The sequence below is a fragment of the Pseudoflavonifractor capillosus genome (genome assembly GCF_016902575.1).
Lineage (GTDB): Bacteria > Bacillota > Clostridia > Oscillospirales > Oscillospiraceae > Enterenecus > Enterenecus capillosus_A.
In genome coordinates, this window is record NZ_JACSNZ010000020.1 from 1 (window position 1) to 19,872 (window position 19,872).

19 protein-coding genes, 1 tRNA gene, 1 pseudogene and 1 riboswitch are annotated in these 19,872 nt (G+C 60.6%); of the genes and pseudogenes, 10 read left to right on the forward strand and 11 right to left on the reverse strand.

What is annotated here, in order from left to right; genetic code table 11:
* Positions 1–719, reverse strand: a pseudogene (locus tag H9X86_RS07530) (hypothetical protein); the annotation flags it as partial.
* A 180-nt stretch (positions 720–899) separates the two neighbouring features.
* On the opposite strand from H9X86_RS07530, the gene H9X86_RS07535 reads away from it, so the two are divergent.
* Positions 900–986: transfer RNA gene (locus H9X86_RS07535), tRNA-Leu, on the forward strand.
* A gap of 94 nt (positions 987–1,080) precedes the next feature.
* Here H9X86_RS07535 and H9X86_RS07540 read toward each other — a convergent pair.
* From H9X86_RS07540 to H9X86_RS07580, 9 genes are all read right to left on the reverse strand, one after another.
* Positions 1,081–1,755 (reverse strand): hypothetical protein, encoded by a 675-nt coding sequence (locus H9X86_RS07540; RefSeq protein WP_204900933.1) that lies wholly within the window; start codon positions 1,753–1,755, stop codon positions 1,081–1,083.
* Positions 1,752–2,387, reverse strand: coding sequence for an ABC transporter ATP-binding protein (locus H9X86_RS07545; protein ID WP_204900934.1), 636 nt, complete (start codon positions 2,385–2,387; stop codon positions 1,752–1,754). The genes H9X86_RS07540 and H9X86_RS07545 overlap by 4 nt, the downstream gene beginning before the upstream one ends.
* Positions 2,388–2,392: 5 nt before the next feature.
* Positions 2,393–3,193, reverse strand: coding sequence for a hypothetical protein (locus H9X86_RS07550; protein WP_204900935.1), 801 nt, complete (start codon positions 3,191–3,193; stop codon positions 2,393–2,395).
* Positions 3,194–3,207: 14 nt separating this feature from the next.
* On the reverse strand, positions 3,208–3,915 hold the full coding sequence (locus H9X86_RS07555; protein WP_204900936.1) for a hypothetical protein: 708 nt from the start codon (positions 3,913–3,915) through the stop codon (positions 3,208–3,210).
* A 1-nt stretch (position 3,916) separates the two neighbouring features.
* Positions 3,917–4,756: a hypothetical protein gene (locus tag H9X86_RS07560; RefSeq protein ID WP_204900937.1), complete on the reverse strand. Its 840-nt coding sequence runs from the start codon at positions 4,754–4,756 to the stop codon at positions 3,917–3,919.
* A 21-nt stretch (positions 4,757–4,777) separates the two neighbouring features.
* Positions 4,778–5,455: a hypothetical protein gene (locus H9X86_RS07565; protein WP_204900938.1), complete on the reverse strand. Its 678-nt coding sequence runs from the start codon at positions 5,453–5,455 to the stop codon at positions 4,778–4,780.
* An 82-nt stretch (positions 5,456–5,537) separates the two neighbouring features.
* Positions 5,538–6,329, reverse strand: coding sequence for a hypothetical protein (locus H9X86_RS07570; RefSeq protein WP_204900939.1), 792 nt, complete (start codon positions 6,327–6,329; stop codon positions 5,538–5,540).
* Positions 6,326–7,159, reverse strand: a complete 834-nt coding sequence (locus tag H9X86_RS07575; RefSeq protein WP_204900940.1) for a hypothetical protein — start codon at positions 7,157–7,159, stop codon at positions 6,326–6,328. The genes H9X86_RS07570 and H9X86_RS07575 overlap by 4 nt, the downstream gene beginning before the upstream one ends.
* 16 nt (positions 7,160–7,175) lie before the next feature.
* On the reverse strand, positions 7,176–7,874 hold the full coding sequence (locus H9X86_RS07580) for a hypothetical protein (RefSeq protein ID WP_204900941.1): 699 nt from the start codon (positions 7,872–7,874) through the stop codon (positions 7,176–7,178).
* A gap of 195 nt (positions 7,875–8,069) precedes the next feature.
* Here H9X86_RS07580 and H9X86_RS07585 point away from each other — a divergent pair, with 195 nt between their 5' ends.
* From H9X86_RS07585 to pyrG, 7 genes are all read left to right on the forward strand, one after another.
* Positions 8,070–8,768: a response regulator gene (locus H9X86_RS07585; RefSeq protein WP_204900942.1), complete on the forward strand. Its 699-nt coding sequence runs from the start codon at positions 8,070–8,072 to the stop codon at positions 8,766–8,768.
* A 2-nt stretch (positions 8,769–8,770) separates the two neighbouring features.
* Positions 8,771–10,126: a sensor histidine kinase gene (locus H9X86_RS07590; RefSeq protein WP_204900943.1), complete on the forward strand. Its 1,356-nt coding sequence runs from the start codon at positions 8,771–8,773 to the stop codon at positions 10,124–10,126.
* A gap of 51 nt (positions 10,127–10,177) precedes the next feature.
* Positions 10,178–10,284: riboswitch (TPP riboswitch) on the forward strand.
* 95 nt (positions 10,285–10,379) lie between these two features.
* Complete coding sequence (locus H9X86_RS07595) at positions 10,380–10,682, forward strand: thiamine-binding protein (protein ID WP_204900944.1); 303 nt, start codon at positions 10,380–10,382, stop codon at positions 10,680–10,682.
* The gene (locus H9X86_RS07600) at positions 10,651–11,439 is read left to right on the forward strand and encodes an ABC transporter permease (protein WP_346011446.1); all 789 of its coding nucleotides are present in this window, start codon (positions 10,651–10,653) and stop codon (positions 11,437–11,439) included. The genes H9X86_RS07595 and H9X86_RS07600 overlap by 32 nt, the downstream gene beginning before the upstream one ends.
* Positions 11,436–12,464, forward strand: a complete 1,029-nt coding sequence (locus H9X86_RS07605; RefSeq protein WP_204900946.1) for an ABC transporter substrate-binding protein — start codon at positions 11,436–11,438, stop codon at positions 12,462–12,464. The genes H9X86_RS07600 and H9X86_RS07605 overlap by 4 nt, the downstream gene beginning before the upstream one ends.
* Positions 12,465–12,466: 2 nt before the next feature.
* Positions 12,467–13,207: an ATP-binding cassette domain-containing protein gene (locus H9X86_RS07610; protein WP_204900947.1), complete on the forward strand. Its 741-nt coding sequence runs from the start codon at positions 12,467–12,469 to the stop codon at positions 13,205–13,207.
* A gap of 184 nt (positions 13,208–13,391) precedes the next feature.
* Positions 13,392–14,993: a CTP synthase gene (gene pyrG, locus H9X86_RS07615; protein ID WP_204900959.1), complete on the forward strand. Its 1,602-nt coding sequence runs from the start codon at positions 13,392–13,394 to the stop codon at positions 14,991–14,993.
* Between the two features lie 717 nt (positions 14,994–15,710).
* Here the strand turns inward: pyrG and H9X86_RS07620 are convergent.
* Positions 15,711–16,778, reverse strand: coding sequence for a branched-chain amino acid aminotransferase (locus H9X86_RS07620; protein WP_204900948.1), 1,068 nt, complete (start codon positions 16,776–16,778; stop codon positions 15,711–15,713).
* A gap of 362 nt (positions 16,779–17,140) precedes the next feature.
* Between H9X86_RS07620 and H9X86_RS07625 the strand changes: the two genes are divergently transcribed.
* On the forward strand, positions 17,141–19,162 hold the full coding sequence (locus H9X86_RS07625) for a DHH family phosphoesterase (RefSeq protein WP_204900949.1): 2,022 nt from the start codon (positions 17,141–17,143) through the stop codon (positions 19,160–19,162).
* A gap of 39 nt (positions 19,163–19,201) precedes the next feature.
* Positions 19,202–19,648, forward strand: coding sequence for a 50S ribosomal protein L9 (rplI, locus tag H9X86_RS07630; protein WP_204900950.1), 447 nt, complete (start codon positions 19,202–19,204; stop codon positions 19,646–19,648).
* The last annotated feature ends 224 nt before the right edge of the window (positions 19,649–19,872 follow it).

Consider the following 19,872-nt stretch of genomic DNA (forward strand, 5'->3'; position numbering starts at 1 on the left):
GGGGTGGGGCTAGGCGTGGCCGGAGCGGGGGTGACGGGTGCGGAAGACTGGCAGTACACAGTGCAGGTCACGGTGTGGCTGCCGGTGGTGGCGGTGATGACCGCACGGCGCTGGGAACCGGAGGAGTTGACGTTGGTGACCACGCCATCTTCGTTGACAGTGGCACAGGTCTCATCCGAGGAAGTCCAGGTGACGGTGCCCTCCCAGTCCACGGGATCAAAGGTCAGGGTCAAAGCGTGGGACTGCTGAGCCTGGAGTGTGAGATCCACGGTGTCCAGGGACATGCCCACCAGCCCGTCAGCAGATGCTGTGGCGCTGGTGCCAGGCTCCTGGGATACGCTCTGGGAGGGAGAGGCGGCGGTATCCGCATCGGTACCCCGCAGATGGGGGTAGACCACGGTAAAGACCATGACCAGAGCGGCGGCGATGATGACCAGAGAGCACAGGAAGGTAATCAGGCGGGGCCAGTTGATGGGCGGGGGCGGAGTGGGACGCTGTCCGCCGCCGGCGGCCAGCCGCTTCCCACCCTTGCCGCCCGGATTGGCGTTGGGATGGTCGAACACGTCCTGACCGTCAAACTCGTAGCCCTGTTGAGCGCCGGCGGCGTTGGAAGCCGGGGCAGTACCCCGCCCGCCGCAGAAGGGACAGAATTTATATGTGGCACTGTAATCTTCGCCACAAGATGGACAATGCACAATGGTGTCTTGTTTACGAGCCATGGTATATACCTCCATTGACCATAGATACAGAGATACACATATAGTACACGTTTTGCGCCGTTTCGTCAATCCCCCCCATAATACCCGGTGTTGGGGTATCAAAAAATGCCAGTGTGATAAAAAAGAGCAATTACCCCTTGCGAAAGTAATAACGATGTAGTATAATACCTCTCGCACCGTGCCGGTGTGATGGAATTGGTAGACGTAGTGGACTCAAAATCCACCGGTGGCGACACCGTGCCGGTTCGAGTCCGGCCACCGGCACCAAAAATCCCGAATGCGACAGCGTTCGGGATTTTTGTTTATTTACTTTTCATAAGTTCAGTCCCGAATGCCACAGCATTCGGGACTTTTTGCGTCTTTACCCCTCCACAGGGAACTGAGCCATGATGGTATGCTTGGCCTCCATGAGCACATCCATCCCCTGCTGGGTCTGGGTGAAAAATTCCTGCCAGCGGGCCTCTTTGTAGAGCATGGTGTCCCCCCGCGTCTCATCCACCTGGGCGTTCCAGTCGTCGCAGCAGAGGATGGGGGCCAGGATGAGGTCGTCCCGCAGCTCATAGATGGGGTAGCCGTCCATGGTGGGGGGCTCCTCCTCCGCCTGGGCGAGAAAGACCAGGTAGTCCCAATTATTTTGGGGCAGGTTGACGTAGCCGGACTGTAACCCGGGGGGCTCCCGATCCCTGAGAATGTTCCACTGGCCACTGGTGAGCCAGATCAGAGTGTGTTCTTCCAACCCCTCCCCGGCGTACACCTCACGGACATAGAAGCGCTGGATCAGGGCAGAGCCGCGGGATATGGGGGAGGAGGAGGCGGAGACCCGGGCGATGATGGGGGAGTTGGGCAGCTGCTCCACCATCTCCCGGGCGGCAGCGGTACAGGTGTCGTCGGGGAGAAGGGAGACGGACAGCGGGGTCAGGTCGTCCAGCTGGAGAGGGGTGGGGGTCTGCGCCTGCCGGCGGATGACCCAGAAGATGCCGAAGCCCACCACCACCAGAAGAACCAGCAGAGCCAGAATACGGCGCGGCCATTTCATGATACCACCTCCAGTTTTCCCTGTTCAATGCGGAACAGGTGGTCCGAGAGAATGCGGATGTCCTCCTGGTTGTGGCTGGCCAGCAGGACGATGGCCCCCCGGGCCTTCTCCGCCAAAATCAGGTCCCGGATTTTGCGCACACCATCGTCGTCCAGGCCGTTGGTGGGCTCGTCCAGCATGAGCACGTCGGGGTGCTCCATAATGGCCTGGGCAATGGCCAGCCGCTGCTTCATGCCCAGGGAGTATTTGCGGTAGGTGCGCTTGTCGTCGGGGTCCAGCCCCACCCGCTCCAGGGCGGTGCGGATGTCCGACGCCCCGGCCCGGCCGGTGAGACCGGCCAGATAGCGCAGGTTTTCCACCCCGGTGAGGTTGGGGTACATCCCCACGTGCTCCAGCACGATGCCCAGGCTGGGCAGCACGGCAAAGTCCCGGTGGAGCACCCGGTCGTCCAGGGACACGGTGCCCCCGGAGAGCTTCATAAGCCCGGACAGGGCCCGAAACAGCATGGTCTTGCCGCTGCCGTTGCGGCCCACGAAGCCGTAGATGGTGCCCCCCTCCAGGGTCAGATTCACGTCCTGGAGAATGGGTGTGCTGCGAATGGTCTTATCCACGTGTTCTGCGGTGAGTTTCATATCCATTAACCTCCATCCGAATGTGATACCAGTAAGTCGTGGTGCTCAACGAGATAGCCCCCCAGGACGGCCACCCCGGCGGCCAAGATCAGCACCAGGGCCAGAGAGTCCTCCAGGTAGATGCCGCCCCCGCCCAGGGGGGCAAACCGGCTGGTCTGCCAGCTGAGAATGAGGCAGGTGATGGGGTTGACCCGCTTCACCAGCTGGGCCAGGGCGGGGTTGTCCTCCAGGCGGTTCAAGACGATCAAAGCGCTGATGCACACCATCTGGACGGCCGCCAGGGCGGCAAAGGCGGTGGAACTGCCCACAAAGATGGCCAGCAGATTCACCCCCAGGGTGAAGGCGAAGGTCCACAGGGACCAGATCAGCAGGTGGCAGAGCAGCACCGGCAGCCCGTGGGCCACGTCGGTGACCGTCCAGCGCGCTGCCGCCACCCCGATGGCTGCGGCCAGCACCAGGGCCTGATAGAGCAGGGTTTCCAGGGCCAGCAGGGCGCACTCTTTGGCGTACCAGCGCAGCCGGTCCGGCATCCGGGAGAAGATGTAGACGCTGGCGGTGCAGTAGTGGCGGTAGAAGGCGATACCAGCCAACGCCTGAAACACCAGGAAGGGGAGGAGCCGGAGGGTGAAGGAGAGCAGTTCACTCATATTGGGCCCCAAGGGAAAGTCGCCCCTTGCGCCGCTGAGCTGCTCCACCAGGGAGGACAGGGTGGTGGCGCCGCCGTAGGGGTTGATGTAGGACACCGACAGCCACACCCCGAACACCAGGGCGGCGGGGGAAAGCCAGATGTTTTGTTTCCATCTCATTGAAACCAGTCCTTTCAGGGGGTGCCATTGTCATATTTGAGAAATTCACAGGGATATTGAGCCAATAGGGCGTGCTTGGCTTCCATGAGAATATCCATGCCCGTCTGTGTGGCGGTCATAAATTCACACTGGGACATTTCAGAAAATGGCACCGAGCTGTCCAATAGGCCGCTGGGGACTGTGTCCACATGGGTGTCCAAGTCCTGGTAGCAAAAGAGAGGGGAGATCATTCCCTGGCCGGACAACTGATACACAGGGGTGTCCGACCAGCCGTCTACGACCTCCAATTTTCGGGAGAGAAACACCAGGTACTCCTGCCCTTGTTTGGGAGGGGCTACATATCCCCCTTCAAAATGGCGATAGACATCGTCCACCAGGACACACCAAGATGGATCAGTGATCCATATTTCTTCCCCCACAGACAATTCCTCACCGGAAAACACCTGCTGGACCCGGAATTTTTGCTGATTGACATAAAATAGCGGGATCAGGTCAGAGATCGGGGTGACTCGGGCGATGATGGGAGTTTGGGGAAATCGTTCCAGCATATCCTGACTGGCCATGGCGCAGGCTTCGTCGGGAAGAACGGCCACAGAGAGTTGGTTGAGATAGTCAGGCTGAGTGGTGATGTCGGGATAGCTTTGGCGATGGACGGCCCCGAAGATCCCAAAGCCCACCACAGCCAGGAGATAGAGCAGGAGTGGAATGCGGCGCAGTTTCATGTCAATTCCTCCAGTCTTTTTTGCTGGCGCATAGGGTGCCCAGGATGACGAAGGCCAACAGCGCCGCCACCGCAATGAAAAACACCAGGTCGTCGCGGGCCTCCCCGTGGAAGAGGGTGACGTAGTTGGCCCAGTACACGTCAAAGTACTGGGATTGGGATAGATAGGCCGACAGCTGGAGCAGGAGGAAGGGGGGCAGGAGGAGCAGCACCCGGAACTTCACCCGCACCAGGGCGGAGAGGGTGAGGGTGGCGGCGGCCAGCAGCCCCATGGTGGCCCCGAACCGGACGGTCTCCACCACGGCATACAGGTAGGGGGAGAGCCGATAAAGGGGGTAGAGCAAAAAGTGTTGGGTGGTTTGGATGTACTCGTCATCGTAAATGGTCCAGTTGGCCAGATCGCCTGTGGCCTTCAGGGGGAAGGAGACGCAGTTGAGGACGATTTCCAGAAGAAACGGCAGGGAGAACACCAGGGTGGTCACCACAAACACCGCCGTCACCTTGGAAAACAGGTAGGTGCGGCTCCCCAGACGGGAGGCCATGAGTACGGACGCCCCGGTGTGCTGCTCTTTGGCCAGAGACAGGGCCGCCGGAATGCAGATGAGCAGGGGCACCAGCTGCACCAGAAGCATCATGGTGTCCGCTTTGTAGTTGGTCTTGTCGTAGCTCAGGGAGAGCAGCTTCATGGGGTGGTACATGAGCACAACTTCGGTGCCCTGATGCTCCAGCACATTTTCCACAAAGTTGTTGAGCATCAGGGCCAGCAGCAGTCCGAAGGCCAACAGAGCGCCCCACTGGAAGAGCAGCAGCTTGATTTGGGCGCGGGTGGCTTTGAAATACATACGGGGTTTCCTCCTTTTCCATCACCTGGGGTACTGCTCCAGCAGAGCGTGCTTGGCCTCCACCATGGCATCCATGATGGCCTGACTTTCTGCAAAGAACTCCTGGTCTGCCACCTCCCGATAGGGCACCAGAATGTCCAGCGGTTGGCCGGGGGGCGCGTCCACCTGGGTGTCCAGGTCGTTGTAGCAAAAGACAGGGTCGATGCTGACCCCCTTTTGCAGCTGGTACACGGGGAGAGGGTCAAACCCGTCCACGATTTTCAACTGCCGGGAGAGAAAGATCAGGTACTCCTGCCCCTGTTTGGGGGTGTTGACAAAGTAGAAGGCCATCTGCCGGTATTGGTGGTCAATAACGGCGCACCATGAGCCGCTGACCACCCAAATTTCCTCCCCTACCTTCAGGCTGTCTCCGGCGTATACTTCTTCCACCACAAATTTCTGTTTCCCGGCGTAAAAAATGGGGATGAGGTCGGTGGTGGGAGTGACCCGGAGGATGATGGGGGAGCGGGGGAGCTTTTCCTGGAGGTTTTGCAAAATGTAGCTGCACCCATCTTGGTTCAGGGTGGCAACCATCAAATCCTCCATGTAGTTGGGCTGCGCGGTGGTTTCGGGGTAGGTCTGGCGCTTGGCGGCGCCAAAGACGCCAAAGCCCACCACCAGGAGCACCAGCAGAGCCAGAATACGGCGCGGCCATTTCATGATGACTCCTCCAGATCCCAAAGAAGGATGGGCGCGCTGGGCATGGTCTTATCCACGTGTGGTGCAGTGCGTTTCATATCCATCAACCTCCATCCGAATGTGATACCAGTAAGTCGTGGCGCTCAACGAGATGGCCCCCCAGGACGGCCACCCCGGCGGCCAAGATCAGCACCAGGGCCAGAGAGTCCTCCAGGTAGATGCCGCCCCCGCCCAGGGGGGTAAACCGGCTGGTCTGCCAGCTGAGAATGAGGCAGGTGATGGGGTTGACCCGCTTCACCAGCTGGGCCAGGGCGGGATTGTCCTCCAGGCGGTTCAAGACGATCAAAGCGCTGATGCACACCATCTGCACCGCCGCCAGGGCGGCAAAGGCGGTGGAACTGCCCACAAAGATGGCCAGCAGATTTACCTCCAGGGTGAAGGCGAAGGTCCACAGGGACCAGATCAGCAGGTGGCAGAGCAGCACGGGCAGCCCGTGGGCCACGTCGGTGACCGTCCAGCGCACCGCCGACACCCCGATGGCTGCGGCCAGCACCAGGGCCTGATAGAGCAGGGTTTCCAGGGCCAGCAGGGCGCACTCTTTGGCGTACCAGCGCAGCCGGTTGGGCATTCGGGAGAAGATGTAGACGCTGGCGGTGCAGTAGTGTCGGTAAAAGGAGGTGCCCGCCAACGCCTCAAAGAGCAAAAAGGGGAGGAGCCGGAGGGTGAGGAAGAGCAGATCGCCGATGTAGGGCTCGGGGGGAAGACCGTCGCTGAGCTGCCCCACCAGGGAGGACAGGGAGATGGCTCCGCCGTAGGGGGCGATGTAGGACACCGACAGCCACGCCCCGAACACCAGGGCGGCGGGGGAAAGCCAGATGTTTTGTCTCCATCTCACTGCAACCAGTCCTTTCGGGAGGCGTACAGGCTGCCCAGAACCACAAAGGCCAACAGCACCGCCACGGCAGCCCAGTATACCAGGTCGTTGCGGGCCTCCCCGTGGAAGAGGGTGACGTAGTTGGCCCAGTGCACATCAAAGTACTGGGATAGATACGTTGACAGCTGGAGCAGGAGGAAGGGGGGCAGGAGGAGCAGCACCCGGAACTTCACCCGCACCAGGGCGGAGAAGGTGAGGGTGGCGGCGGCCAGCAGCCCCATGGTGGCCCCGAACCGGAGGGTTTCCACCACGGCGTACAGATAGGGGGAGACCCGGTAAACGGGGTATAGCAGGAAATTCTTGGTGGACTCAATGTACTCCGGCTCGTAGATCTTCAAGTTGGCCAGATCTCCCGTGGCTTTCAGGGGAAAGGAGACGCAGTTGAGGACGATTTCCAAGAGAAACGGCAGGGAGAACACCAGGGCGGTCACCACAAACACCGCCGTCACCTTGGAAAGCAGGTAGGTGCGGCCCCCCAGCCGGGAGGCCATGAGCACGGATGCCCCGGAGTGCTGCTCCTGGGCCAGGGACAGGGCCGCCGGAATGCAGATGAGCAGGGGCACCAGCTGCATCAGGAGGATCAGGGTGCCGCCGTTGGAATAGACCATGTTATAGCTCAGAGAGAGCAGCTTCATGGGGTGGTACATCAGCACCACGTCGGTGCCCTGGTATTCCTCCACATTTTGCATAAAGTTGTTGAGGGCCAGAGCCAGCAGCAGCCCGAAGGCCAACAGGGTGCCCCACTGGAAGAGCAGCAGCTTGATTTGGGTGCGGGTGGCTTTGACATACATGGGGGTTGTCCCTCCTTTAAGGTTGGGCAGAGGTGGAGCGGGGGTACTGCTCCAGCATGGTGTGCTTGAGCTCCACCATGGCGTCCATGGTGGCGGGGGTAGTGGCGAAAAACTCGTTGCTTTTCACCTCAGCATAGGAGACATAGGTGCTAAACCCCTCTTGTTCTATGATGATGGAGGTTTCCGGCTCCTCATAGCAGAAGATGGGGGTGATGACATGGCGGGGGTCGCCGCCCAAGAGGTAGGTGGGCAGCTCCGGGAACCCGTCTACCACCTCCACTTCTCTGGAGAGAAACACCAGGTAATCCCGGCCTGGTTGGGGATAGTTGACAAAGCCGGTTTGCAGGTACCTGCCCTGCGGTTGGGGCAGGGCCGCCCAGAGCTCCGCGAGAAGCCAGATCTCCTCTCCCACCGTCAGCTGGTCCCCGGCGAACACCTCCAGCACCTGGAACTTCTGCTTACTGACGTAGAACTGGGGAACCTGGGGAGAGGTAGGGGTGACCCGGGCGATGATGGGGAAAGAGGGCAGGTCCTGGGGCATGAGCTGGCAGGCGTGGAAACAGGCCTCCTCGGGGATTTCTCCCACGGTGAAGGTGTCCTGATACTGGGGCTGGGCGGTGATGTCGGTGTAGGTCTGGCGCATCTGGATACCGTGGACGCCAAAGCCCACCACCGCCGCCAGAAAGAGCAGGGGCGGAATGTGTCGCAGCTTCATATGAGCTCCCTCCTTTGTCATGGGTGGTTTCTGAGGCCACTGTACCACGGAAAAGAGGGGCTGACCATGGCCTGTGCGCAAGTGCAAGAAAATCCCGTCAAAGTGCGGACGGGGGGAGGGGCCAGGGCGGTTGACGGCCCTGGGGACACAATGCTATGATAACTTTGAACCGGAGCGGGGAGGTGAGGAAAGGCCGTGAATGTGTTGATCTGCGACGATGAGCCGGTGTTTTTACAGCAATTACAGGAGCACGTGGGGCGGTATCTGGAGGAGCGGGGGATTTCCGCCCACCTGGACACCGCCACCGATCCCCGGCAGGTGCTGGAGCGCCAAATCCCCTACACCCTGGCCTTTCTGGACATCCAGATGGAGGGGATGGACGGCATCACCCTGGCCCGGGAGCTGAAACGCCGCAACGGCAAGGTGGCCCTGTTTTTTGTCACCGCCTACCGGGAGTACCAGGACGAGGCCATGGACCTCCACGCCTTCCGCTTCTTTGACAAGCCCTTTGACCCCCAGCGGCTGTATGCGGGGCTGGACAAGGCCATGGAGTACATCGACGGGGCCTATGTGGATGTGTACCTATACGACCGGCAGGCCCAGGTGCGGGTGCTGGTGGATGACATTTTATACGTGACCCGGGAGAACCGGCGGGTGGTGGTGGCAACCCAGACCCAGCGGTATCTCACCGGAGAGCGGCTGGACGTGTGGCAGGAGAGGCTGCCCAACCTGTTTTTCTATCCCGTCCACAAGTCTTTTCTGGTCAACCTGCACTATGTGGCCAAATACGCCTATTCCGAGGTGTATCTGGCGGATGGGGAGCGCATCCCCGTGGCGCCCCGGCGGCAGGCGGCCTTTCACAAATATTGGTTTGAATATCTGAGGAGGCGATAGCTATGGGGGTGTTTGTGGCGCAATCCTTTCTGACATGGAATTTTTCTGTCTCTCCGGTGCTCTCTGCCCTGGAGGTTTTCATCGCCTATCTGTTCTTTTTCCGGGTGGCCCAGCAGCGACTGCCCCACTGGGGGGTGCTGCTGCTGGCCCTGGCGGCCTTTCTGGGGCAGGATTGGCTGATGGTCCTGCTGGAGCCCCTGGGGGAGCCGTGGGTGGTCAGCTATGCCCTGATCCTGCTGGTGCTGGGAGTGGCGGGGTTCCACATCAAAGTGTGGACGGCGGCCATATCCGCCGTTTTGCTCACAGCGTTTCGGGCGGCAACTTCCATTGCCGCCTATGAGGCCTATGTTTGGCTCTATCAGAGAAACTACTATTACACCTACACCCTGGAATCCTGTTCGGAAGAGATGAAGGCCGCCGCAGCCTTTGCAGGCTATCTCTTTTGCGCCCTGGTGGCGGCCAACCTCATCGCCCTGGCCAAAAAACGCCGCCTCCTTCCCCTGCCCCTGTGTGCCCTGCCCGGTGTGGTGGTGGTGGGCATCGCCTGGACCGCGGTTTGGATGGGACGGGAGATGCCGGAGCGGTGGGAGAAGGCCGCCATGGCCCTGGGCAGCGTGGCGGTGGCCGCAGGCACCGTGCTGGTGGTGCTGGCCTACCAGGTGCTGCTGGAGCGGCGGCAGGACACCCAGCTTGAGCGGCGGCAGGCCGAGCAGCTCCAGCTGGAGAAGTCCTATTATGAAATTTTGGAGCATCAAAACCAGCAGCTGAGAAGCTACGCCCACGACGCCAAAAATCACCTGGCCGCCATCAAGAACCTGAACACCGACCCCAAAGTGGACGAGTACATCCGGCAGATGGAGGCACAGCTCCAGGCCTACACCAGCTGCTGCCACAGCGGCAACCGGGCCCTGGACGTGATGGTGGACAAGTATGTCACCGCCTGCCAGATCAAGGAGGTGCACTTTTCCTACGACGTGCGCCTGTGCAACCTGGGGGGTGTGGACGACTTCGACCTGGTGGCCATTCTGGGCAACCTGCTGGACAACGCCCTCACCGCCGCCCAGGACTCCCGGGAGAGGTGGATGGAGCTGGCCACCGCCGTGCGCAACGGCTACCAGGTGGTGGTGGTGGAAAACAGCTGCGACCGGCCCCCGGTGGAGGGGGAGGATGGGCTGCGCACCACCAAGAAGGAGCGGGAGCTCCACGGCTTTGGGCTCAAAAGCGTGGCCAAGGCGCTGAAAAAGTACCAAGGGGACTTCCAGTGGGAGTATGATGGGGAGAAGAAACACTTTCTCATGACGGTGATGATCGGGCAGGGGCAAGGGGAGACCAGCGACCTGCTCCTGGCACGGGAATGACAGGAACGATGAGACCGGGTGTTGACAACTGCCGAAAAAAGGTCTAAACTAGCAGAACAACAGGGGAGCTCCAAACCAGGAGCTGAGAGGCAGGTAGGTCCTGCGACCCTCAACCTGATCTGGGTAATGCCAGCGTAGGGAGCATAAGACGCCTTGTCGTGGATGAATGCCCCGCCGGCATAGCCGGCGGGGCATTTTTTGCTGTGCAAAAGCAGAGCAAAAACCATCAATTTGTGGATATGGAGGAAGAAACATGAGAGCAAGTGTTGCCATTCAGACTCTGCCCCAGGCGGAGAACAACCAGGAGCTGGTGCGTGTGGTGGACGAGGTCATCGACTACATCCGCTCCACTGGTCTGAACTACTATGTAGGCCCCTTTGAAACCACCATCGAGGGGGAGAACTACGACCAGCTCATGGACATCGTCAAGGAGTGCCAGCACGTGGCCATCCGGGCAGGGGCACCCAAGGTGTCCGCCTACATCAAGGTGGTGTACGAGCCGGAAGGGGAGATTCTGACCATTGATGAGAAAGTTACCAAGCACCACCAGGGCTAAGCTGCCCGGCATGGCCGGGGTGGCGGTGCTGCTGGTGGTGTGGCAGCTGGTGTGTATGTCTGGCATCGTGCCCAGCTACATGCTGCCCTCCCCCGTACAGGTGGTCACAGCCTTTGGAAAGGATGCCCCATCCCTGTGGGAAAACCTGCTCATCACCTTGCAGGAGGCCTTTTTGGGGCTGTGTATCGGGGTGGCGGTGGGCTTTCTCTTCGCCGTGGCCATGGATGCCTTTGAGGTGCTGTACAAAATCTTCTACCCCATTTTGGTCATCACACAGACCATTCCCACCGTGGCCATTGCCCCCTTGCTGGTGCTGTGGTTCGGCTATGAGATGACGCCCAAGGTGATTTTGGTGGTGCTGGTCACCTTCTTCCCCGTGACGGTGGGGCTGCTGGACGGCTTCCGGGGTGTGGACCCCGATGCCGTAGGGCTGCTGCGCTCCATGGGGGCGGGGCGGTGGCAGATTTTCCGCCATCTCAAGTGTCCCTGGGCGCTGCCTCAGTTCTTTTCGGGGCTGCGCATTGCCGCCGCCTACTCCATTGTGGGCGCTGTCATCAGCGAGTGGCTGGGCGGCTTCGGTGGCCTGGGTGTATACATGACCCGGGTGAAAAAGGCCTTTGCCTTTGACAAGATGTTTGCTGTCATTTTTTTGATTTCCGCCCTGTCTTTGGCCCTGATGGCCCTGGTGGGGTGGTTGGAGCGGCGGTGTATGCCCTACCGCTCCCCAGAGAAGGATAAAAGGAGGAACGAAAGATGAAACATTGCAAAAAACGTTTGCTGGCCGCTACCCTGGCCCTGGGCCTGTCGGTATCCCTGGCCGCCTGTGGACAGAAGACCCAGGACAAGCCCCAGGACGAGGAGAAGAAGCTGGAGAAGATCACCTTCGTGCTGGACTGGACCCCCAACACCAACCACACGGGGGTGTATGTGGCCATTGCCAACGGCTATTTTGAGGACGCCGGTCTGGAGGTAGAGGTGGTGCAGCCCCCCGAGGATGGCGCTGAGGTGCTGGTGGCCTCGGGCAAGGCCCAGTTCGGTGTGTCCTTCCAGGACTACATTGCCCCTGGCCTCATTGGAGATGACCCTCTGCCCATCACCGCCGTGGCAGCCATCATCCAGCACAACACCTCCGGCATCATCTCCCGGGCGGGAGAGGGCATGGACACCCCCCGTGGCCTGGAGGGCCACAAGTACGCCACCTGGGATCTGCCTGTGGAGAAGGCCACCATTGCCCAGGTGATGAAGGCCGACGGCGGCGACTTTGACAAGGTGGAGCTGATCCCCTCCACCGTCACCGACGAGGTGTCCGCCTTGCAGAGCAAGTCTGTGGACGCCATCTGGATCTACTACGCCTGGGCTGGCATTGCCTGCGAGGTGGCGGGCCTGGACACCGACTACTTCGCCTTTGCTGACATCGACCCGGTGTTTGACTTCTATACCCCTGTGGTCATCGGCAACAACGACTACCTGACCGAGCATGAGGAGCAGTCCAAGGCCTTCATGGCCGCTCTGAGCAAGGGCTATGAGTATGCCATGGAAAACCCCGAGGAGGCCGCCGAGATCCTCATGGAGGCTGCCCCCGAGCTTGCCAGCAACGAGGAGCTGGTGGTGGAGAGCCAGAAGTACCTGGCCGAGCAGTATCAGGCAGAAGCTGAGCGCTGGGGCGAGTTTGATGCCGACCGTTGGAGCGGCTTCTTCACCTGGCTCAACGACAACCAGCTGCTGGAGGGCACCGTGGATCCCAACGCCGGATTCACCAACGACTATCTGCCCCAGAAGTAACTGTGGAAAAGCTGGAAGTACGAAATGTCAGCCTGGCCTTCGGAGACCATCAGGTGCTCCGGGATGTGTCCATCCACCTCAAGGAGGGGGAACTGGTGTGCCTGCTGGGGGTGAGCGGGGGCGGAAAGACCACCCTGTTCAACGTCATCTCCGGGCTGCTGCGCCCCGATGAGGGGAGCGTGTTCCTGGACGGGGAGGAGGTCACCGGCCAGCCTGGCCGCATCAGCTACATGCTGCAAAAGGATCTGCTGCTGCCCTACCGCACCATTCAGGATAACGTGGCCTTGCCCCTGATGCTGCGGGGAGTGAAGAAAAAGGAGGCCCGGGCCCAGGCTTCTGCCCTGTTCCCCCAGTTCGGCCTGGAGGGCACCGAGAAAAAGTGGCCGGGCCAGCTGTCCGGCGGCATGCGCCAGCGGGCGGCCCTGCTGCGCACCTATCTCTTCTCCCAGAATGTGGCGCTGCTGGACGAGCCCTTTTCCGCCCTGGACACCCTGACCAAAAGCGCCGTGCATGAGTGGTATTTGAAGGTGATGGATGAGATTCGCCTGTCTACCCTGTTCATCACCCACGACATCGACGAGGCCATCCTTCTCTCCGACCGCATCTACCTGCTTATGGACGGTGGCATCAGGGAGGAGATCGTGGTCAGTCAGCCACGGCCCCGCCATGTGGATTTCAACCTCACCCCGGAATTTCTGGACTACAAGCGGCGCATCATCGCCACCCTCCACGCCCAGGGCTGAGGAAGCAGTACAAAATTTTACCAGAAATTTACCCCCGATCCCCCGGGAAATTGGCAGGGCCATGCCTTGACTTGCACCGGGGGGCGGGGGTAAAATATTGCGTATTATTTTTTGACAGGGCCAGGCAATGGGGTCTGGCGCAAGGGCGCATCTTCCTGTCCCAAAGGAGGAAGCACATATGGCCATGAACACAAAATTTATCTTTGTCACCGGAGGTGTGGTGTCCGGACTGGGCAAGGGCATCACCGCCGCCTCTCTGGGCCGGCTGCTCAAGCAGCGGGGGCTGCGGGTGAAGGTGCAGAAACTGGACCCTTACCTCAACGTGGACCCGGGCACCATGAGCCCCTACCAGCACGGGGAGGTGTTTGTCACCGACGACGGGGCAGAGACAGACCTGGATCTGGGCCACTACGAGCGGTTCATTGACGAAAACCTCACCTTCAACTCCTCGGTGTCCTCGGGCAAGGTGTACTGGAACGTCCTCAACCGGGAGCGCCGGGGGGACTACCTGGGGGGTACGGTGCAGATCATTCCCCACATCACCAACGAGATCAAGGCCAACATCTACTCCCTGGAAGGCCCTGACACAGACGTGGCCATTGTGGAGATCGGCGGCACTGTGGGTGACATCGAGTCCCAGCCCTTCCTGGAGGCCATCCGCCAGGTGGCGGCTGAGCGGGGACGTCAAGACGTGATGTTCATCCACGTCTCCCTCATCGTCTCCATTCCCGGCTCCGGGGAGCTGAAAAGTAAGCCCACCCAGCACTCGGCCAAGGAGCTTTTGAGTCTGGGCATTCAGCCGGACGTCATCATGTGCCGCAGTGATGCCCCCATTCCCCAGGACATTTTGGATAAAATCGCACTCTTCTGCAACATCCCCGTGGAAAATGCCATTCCCAACCTCACCGCTGACATCCTCTATGAGGTGCCCCTGATGCTGGAGCGGGAGGGGCTGGCCAACGTGGTGGTGCGCCGCTTGGGGCTCATTTGCCACGCCCCTGATCTCACCGAGTGGGCCACCATGGTGCACCGGGCCAAGAATGTGAAGGAGACCGTGGAGATCGCCCTGGTGGGCAAGTACGTCTCCCTCCACGACGCCTACCTGTCTGTGGTGGAGGCCCTCACCCACGGCGGCATTGAAAACGACGTGAAGGTGCACATCCGTTGGGTGGACTCGGAAACCGTCACCCAGGACAACGCCCACCAGATTCTCGCCGGGGTGCAGGGCATTTTGGTGCCCGGCGGCTTTGGTGACCGGGGTGTGGAGGGGAAAATCAACGCCATCCGCTACGCCCGGGAGAACCAGATCCCCTTCCTGGGCATCTGCCTGGGGATGCAGCTGGCGGTGGTGGAGTTTGCCAGACATGTGTGCGGCATGACCGACGCCCACTCCTCTGAGCTGAATCCTGCCACCACCCATCCCGTTATTGACTTGATGCCCGACCAGGTGGGGGTCACCGACCTGGGTGGCACCATGCGGCTGGGCAGCTACCCCTGCCACCTGGTGGCAGGAACACGGGCGGCTGACATCTACGGCACTCTGGACATTCAGGAGCGCCACCGCCACCGCTACGAGTTCAACAACGCCTTCCGGGAGGAGCTGACGAAGGCAGGGCTGGTACTCTCCGGCCTGTCCCCCGACGGACGGCTGGTGGAGATGGTGGAGCTGCCCCAGCACCCCTGGTTTGTGGCTGGCCAGTTCCACCCCGAGCTGAAATCCCGGCCCAACCGGGCACACCCCCTGTTCCGGGGCTTTGTGGGAGCAGCCAAGGCCTACCAGAAGTAAAAAGATACACAAAAGCGGATGCAGCTGTGGAAGCTGCATCCGCTTTTTCGACTTATTTCTCAGGTGTGGGACCTGCGCCCCTGGCAGGGGACGCGCTCCGCTGGGCCCGATTTCTCAGCGATGAGAAATCGGGGAAAGAATCGCTTAGGGCTTTCCCCCCTAAGAACCTCCCTGGGGTACGAGGCTGGGCCTGCGTCAAGGCTATGTTCGGCCCGTCACCCTTGCTGTGGCTTCTGTTCCTGCCACCACACCAGGCTACCCTGGGCAGCTGGCCCTATGGCTGGGTGATTTCCACATCCGGGCCTGCCCTGGAGAAGCGGTGTTCCCGCCGCCGGGAGCCAGGCTTCCGGCAACTGGGAACAGTTGCATACCAGGGTAAGGCCCTGGCAATAGAAGTGCTGTCTGCCAGAGAAACAGGAACATTCTGTAGAATATCCATGCCATCTATGTGACCTCGCCGGGCCAAGGGCCGAAAACAGGAAGGTGCACGTTCCACCCAGTACCGCAGGGTGGATTCCACAAGGCGGGGGAAGGCCCCGCCTTTGGTGGTCTTTGGTTCCTTTCTGGCAGCAGAAAGGAACCCCCAGCGGGGAGCGTCCCCACCAGGCTGGCAAGCCTGATTGCGAAAAGTTGAAGAAGGGTGCACCTTCTCCATCACTCCCATGGATTTCAGACAAAAAGGGCGCTGCACCCGGAGTGCAGCGCCCTTTTTGGTATTTATTCCACAGGTACCACCCAGCCGTGGGTGTCGGGAATGGTGCCCCACTGGATGCCGGTGAGGGTGTCATACAGCTTCTGGGTCAGCTCGCCGATCTGGCCGCCGCTGACCTCCACCTTCTGATCTTCCCAGGCCAGCAGGCCGATGGGGGAGACCACGGCGGCGGTGCCGGTGCCCCAGGCCTCTTCCAGGGTGCCCGCCTTGGCCGCATCAAACAGCTCCTGGGCGGTGACCAGCCGCTCCTCCACGGGGATGCCCCAGCTGCGCAGCAGCTCCAGACAGCTCTTGCGGGTAATGCCAGGCAGCACGGACCCGGTGAGCTGGGGGGTGATGACGGTGCCGTTTACCTTGAACAGCACGTTCATGGCCCCCACTTCCTCAATGTACTTGCGGTGTACGCCGTCCAGCCACAGCACCTGGGAGTAGCCCTGGGCCTCAGCCCGCTCTCCGGCCCGGATGGAGGCGGCGTAGTTGCCGCCGCACTTGGTATAGCCGGTGCCGCCCTTGACGGCCCGCACGTCCTCACTCTCCACATAGATCTTCACCGGGTTGATGCCCTCGGGGTAGTAGGCACCCACCGGGCAGCAGATGATGGCGAAGAGGTAGCTGTGAGAGGCGTGGACACCCAGAGAGCAGTCTGTGGCGATGATGAAGGGACGGATGTACAGGGAAGTGCCCACCTTGTTGGGCACCCAGGCCTCATCCACCTTCACCAGAGCCTTCACCGCCTGGACAAAATCCTCCTCGGGGATCTCCGGGATGCACAGACGCTGGCAGGAGGAGTTCAAACGCCGGGCATTCTCCACCGGGCGGAACAGCTGCACCTTCCCTTCCGGGGTGCGATAGGCCTTCATACCCTCGAAAATCTCCTGGGCATAGTGGAACACCATGCAGGAGGGCTCCATGGACAGGGGGCCGTAGGGCACTACCCGGGGGTCGTGCCAGCCCTGGCCGGCATCGTAATTCATCAAAAACATATGGTCGGTGAACACCTTGCCGAATTGCAGGGTGTCAGGATCGGGTAAGGGCTTGCGCTGGGCAGCCAGGTTCACTTGAATATCCAGCATGAATCTCGTCTCCTTTGCACAGTAAAGCGGTAAAAGCCTTGGGCGAGAAGAGTGCGTCAACCCACCAACGGCTGACGCAAATTCGGGCAGGCAAATACCTGCTGGGATGATAGGAACATTATAGCAAGGCAGGCGGGGATGTGCAATGGCATTTTTCGTGAAATTTTCGTTCCTGTCCAAAAGGGGTGAGATTTTCTTGGGTTTCCTCACTCCAAAACTTGTACTTTGAAAGATAATTTGATATAATAATTCATCTGTATGGGATTTTGTGTGAATGCGGGAAAACAGGGCAGAAATGGCGCCCCATTGCCCTGAGAATCCCCGCCAAACCATAGAGTTTGGGACCGAAAGGAGTGGATGAGATGAATCAGACGCTGTCCCGCTTACTGGGCCCTCGGTTTGGGCTGTATTTTTTGGTTATGATTGTCTTTGCCGCCATTACCGCCATTCTGGGTAAGGTGGAGGTGGCTGTGGGTCAGGCAGCGGTGGTACTGGTGCTCTATCTGCTGTACCTGCGGGCCTCCATCCAGCGCCGCCGGGAGGCCACCCGCTACCTGGATCAGCTGATGGGCAGCGTGGACGAGGCCACCCGGGACAGTACCCTGAACTGCCCCCTGCCCGTGGTGATGTTCCGCCCCGACACCGAGGAGATCGTGTGGTCCAATGACCGCTTCCTCCACCTGTCCGGGGATCGGGAGCGGCTGTTTGACACCAAGCTCACCGAGCTGGTGCCCCAGTTTGACAGCCGCTGGCTGCTGGAGGGCAAGCACGAGTGCCCCCACGAGGTGGCCTTGGGTCGCCGTCGCTACCAGGTATTTGGCAACGTGGGCCGCACCCAGGAGGATGGCCGGGAGAGCCTGCTGGCCACCACTTACTGGCTGGACATCACCGAGGCCAGCAACCTCAAGGAGATCTACCAGGCCACCCGCCCGGTGGTGGCCATTCTGCTGCTGGACAACTACGAGGACACCATCAAGGGCCTGCCGGAAAATGTGGCCTCCACCATGCTGGCCGAGATTAACCAGCGCATCTCCCAGTGGATGGGGGATGTGGGGGGCATCTTCTGCCGCCTGGATCGGGATCGCTTCATGTATATCTTTGAAGAGCAGTATTTGCAGGGCTACAAGGAGGAGAAGTTCTCCATTCTGGACTCCATCCGCCAGGTGCAGACCCCCGGCGGCATCCCGGTGACCCTTTCCCTGGGCATTGGCGTGGACGGGGAGACCCCCGCTGATTTGTACCGCTTTGCCTCTTTGTCTGTGGAGATGGCCCTGTCCCGAGGGGGCGATCAGGCGGTGGTGAAAAACCGCTTCAACTTCGAGTTCTTTGGCGGCCGGGCCAAGGAGACGGAGAAGCGCACCAAGGTGAAAAGCCGGGTGATGGCCTCCGCCCTGGGCGAGCTGGTGGCGGATGCCTCCTGTGTGTTCGTCATGGGCCATGCCGCTGCCGACATGGATGCGGTGGGTGCCGCCGTGGGCGTGTGTGCCATTGCCCGGAAAAAGGGCGTGCCCTACTACATCGTCCGTGAGACCGGCACCACCCCCGCCGACCAGCTCTACCGCCGACTGGAGTGGATGGAAGAGTACAAAGACCGCTTTGTGGACAGCCAGCAGGCCCTTTTGAAGGCGGATTCCCGCTCCCTGCTGGTGGTGGTGGACACCAACCGTCCCGAGCAGGTGGCCAGCCGGGAGGTGCTCCAGTCCTGCAACAAGGTGGCGGTCATCGACCACCACCGCCGGGCTGCCACCTACATCGAGGGGGGCGCTCTGTACTTCCACGAGCCCTATGCCTCCTCCACCTGTGAGCTGGTCAGTGAGCTTTTGAGCTACCTCATGGAGCCGGGGGAACTGCTGCGGGGTGAGGCAGAGGCCATGATGGCAGGCCTGATGCTGGACACCAAGAACTTTACCATGCGCACCGGAGGCCGCACCTTCGAGGCCGCAGCGTTCCTGCGTCGGGCCGGGGGCGACACCGGCGAGGTGAAAAAGATGTTCCAGACGGATTTGGCGGACACGGTGGCCAAGTACGGCATCATCCAAAATGCCTCCATCTATCGCCACGACATTGCCATTGCCCCTGTGGGTCACACCGTCAACCGGGTCACGGCTGCCCAGGCAGCCGATGAGCTGTTGAATATTGCAGGCATCAACACCTCCTTTGTGCTCTACCCTGACGGGGAGCGGGTGGTGGTGTCTGCACGCAGCATCAACGACACCAATGTCCAGGTGATCCTGGAGGCCCTGGGTGGGGGCGGCAACGCCAGTGCCGCCGGCGCCCAGATCGCAAACCAGACTCTGGAGCAGGTGACGGAATCCCTCATGGCGGCTCTGGAGCGGTATTTCAAGACCGACGACCCGGAGGAGATGGGGGACGAGGAGGGGTAAACCCCGCCCAACCATACTAGATTTTAGGAGGAATACATCATGAAAGTGATTTTACAACAGGACGTGAAGGGCCACGGCAAGAAGGGCCAGATGGTGGAGGTTTCCGACGGGTACGCCCGCAACTTCCTGCTGCCCCGCAAGCTGGCTGTGGAGGCCAGCGCCGAGAACATCAACACCATGAAGATGCAGGATAAGGCCCGCCGTGCCCGTGAGGCCGAGGAGCGCCAGGCCGCCATGGACCTGTCCAATCGTTTGAAGGAGTGCCCGGTGAAGATCGTGGCCAAGGCCGGCCAGGGCGGCCGCCTGTTCGGCTCGGTGACCAGCAAGGAGATCTCCGAGGGCCTCAAGGAGCAGTACAACATCGACATCAACAAGTCCAAGTTGGTTCTGGCCGACCCCATCAAGGCCTTTGGCGGCTACGAGGTCAAGTGCAAGCTGGGATATGAGATCACCGGCACCGTCCGTGTGATGGTGGAAGAGGGCTAAAATTATTCTCGAAAATGCAAGCATTTTCTCGAGGGGATGCAGTCCGCTGCATGCATCCTTGGGTCAAAGGGCGACCCAAGGCCACACTGGCGGACTGAGAAGTGTATTTTCCCATGCGCATGTCCTGGGAAAATACGAGATTTCAATTTATTTTCCCGCCTGCGGGCGGGAAAACTCTGCCGAGGGCTTTGATCCATGCGGGATGCCTAGAGCTTCTTGTGTGA

Excerpts from the sequence above, each read along its gene's own strand:
- H9X86_RS07540 (WP_204900933.1), bottom strand. The coding sequence starts at position 1,755 with ATGAAATGGCCGCGCCGTATTCTGGCTCTGCTGGTTCTTCTGGTGGTG.
- H9X86_RS07545 (WP_204900934.1), bottom strand. The coding sequence starts at position 2,387 with ATGAAACTCACCGCAGAACACGTGGATAAGACCATTCGCAGCACACCC.
- H9X86_RS07550 (WP_204900935.1), bottom strand. The coding sequence starts at position 3,193 with ATGAGATGGAAACAAAACATCTGGCTTTCCCCCGCCGCCCTGGTGTTC.
- H9X86_RS07555 (WP_204900936.1), bottom strand. The coding sequence starts at position 3,915 with ATGAAACTGCGCCGCATTCCACTCCTGCTCTATCTCCTGGCTGTGGTG.
- H9X86_RS07560 (WP_204900937.1), bottom strand. The coding sequence starts at position 4,756 with ATGTATTTCAAAGCCACCCGCGCCCAAATCAAGCTGCTGCTCTTCCAG.
- H9X86_RS07565 (WP_204900938.1), bottom strand. The coding sequence starts at position 5,455 with ATGAAATGGCCGCGCCGTATTCTGGCTCTGCTGGTGCTCCTGGTGGTG.
- H9X86_RS07575 (WP_204900940.1), bottom strand. The coding sequence starts at position 7,159 with ATGTATGTCAAAGCCACCCGCACCCAAATCAAGCTGCTGCTCTTCCAG.
- H9X86_RS07580 (WP_204900941.1), bottom strand. The coding sequence starts at position 7,874 with ATGAAGCTGCGACACATTCCGCCCCTGCTCTTTCTGGCGGCGGTGGTG.
- H9X86_RS07590 (WP_204900943.1), top strand. The coding sequence starts at position 8,771 with ATGGGGGTGTTTGTGGCGCAATCCTTTCTGACATGGAATTTTTCTGTC.
- H9X86_RS07595 (WP_204900944.1), top strand. The coding sequence starts at position 10,380 with ATGAGAGCAAGTGTTGCCATTCAGACTCTGCCCCAGGCGGAGAACAAC.
- H9X86_RS07600 (WP_346011446.1), top strand. The coding sequence starts at position 10,651 with ATGAGAAAGTTACCAAGCACCACCAGGGCTAAGCTGCCCGGCATGGCC.
- H9X86_RS07605 (WP_204900946.1), top strand. The coding sequence starts at position 11,436 with ATGAAACATTGCAAAAAACGTTTGCTGGCCGCTACCCTGGCCCTGGGC.
- pyrG (WP_204900959.1), top strand. The coding sequence starts at position 13,392 with ATGAACACAAAATTTATCTTTGTCACCGGAGGTGTGGTGTCCGGACTG.
- H9X86_RS07620 (WP_204900948.1), bottom strand. The coding sequence starts at position 16,778 with ATGCTGGATATTCAAGTGAACCTGGCTGCCCAGCGCAAGCCCTTACCC.
- H9X86_RS07625 (WP_204900949.1), top strand. The coding sequence starts at position 17,141 with ATGAATCAGACGCTGTCCCGCTTACTGGGCCCTCGGTTTGGGCTGTAT.
- rplI (WP_204900950.1), top strand. The coding sequence starts at position 19,202 with ATGAAAGTGATTTTACAACAGGACGTGAAGGGCCACGGCAAGAAGGGC.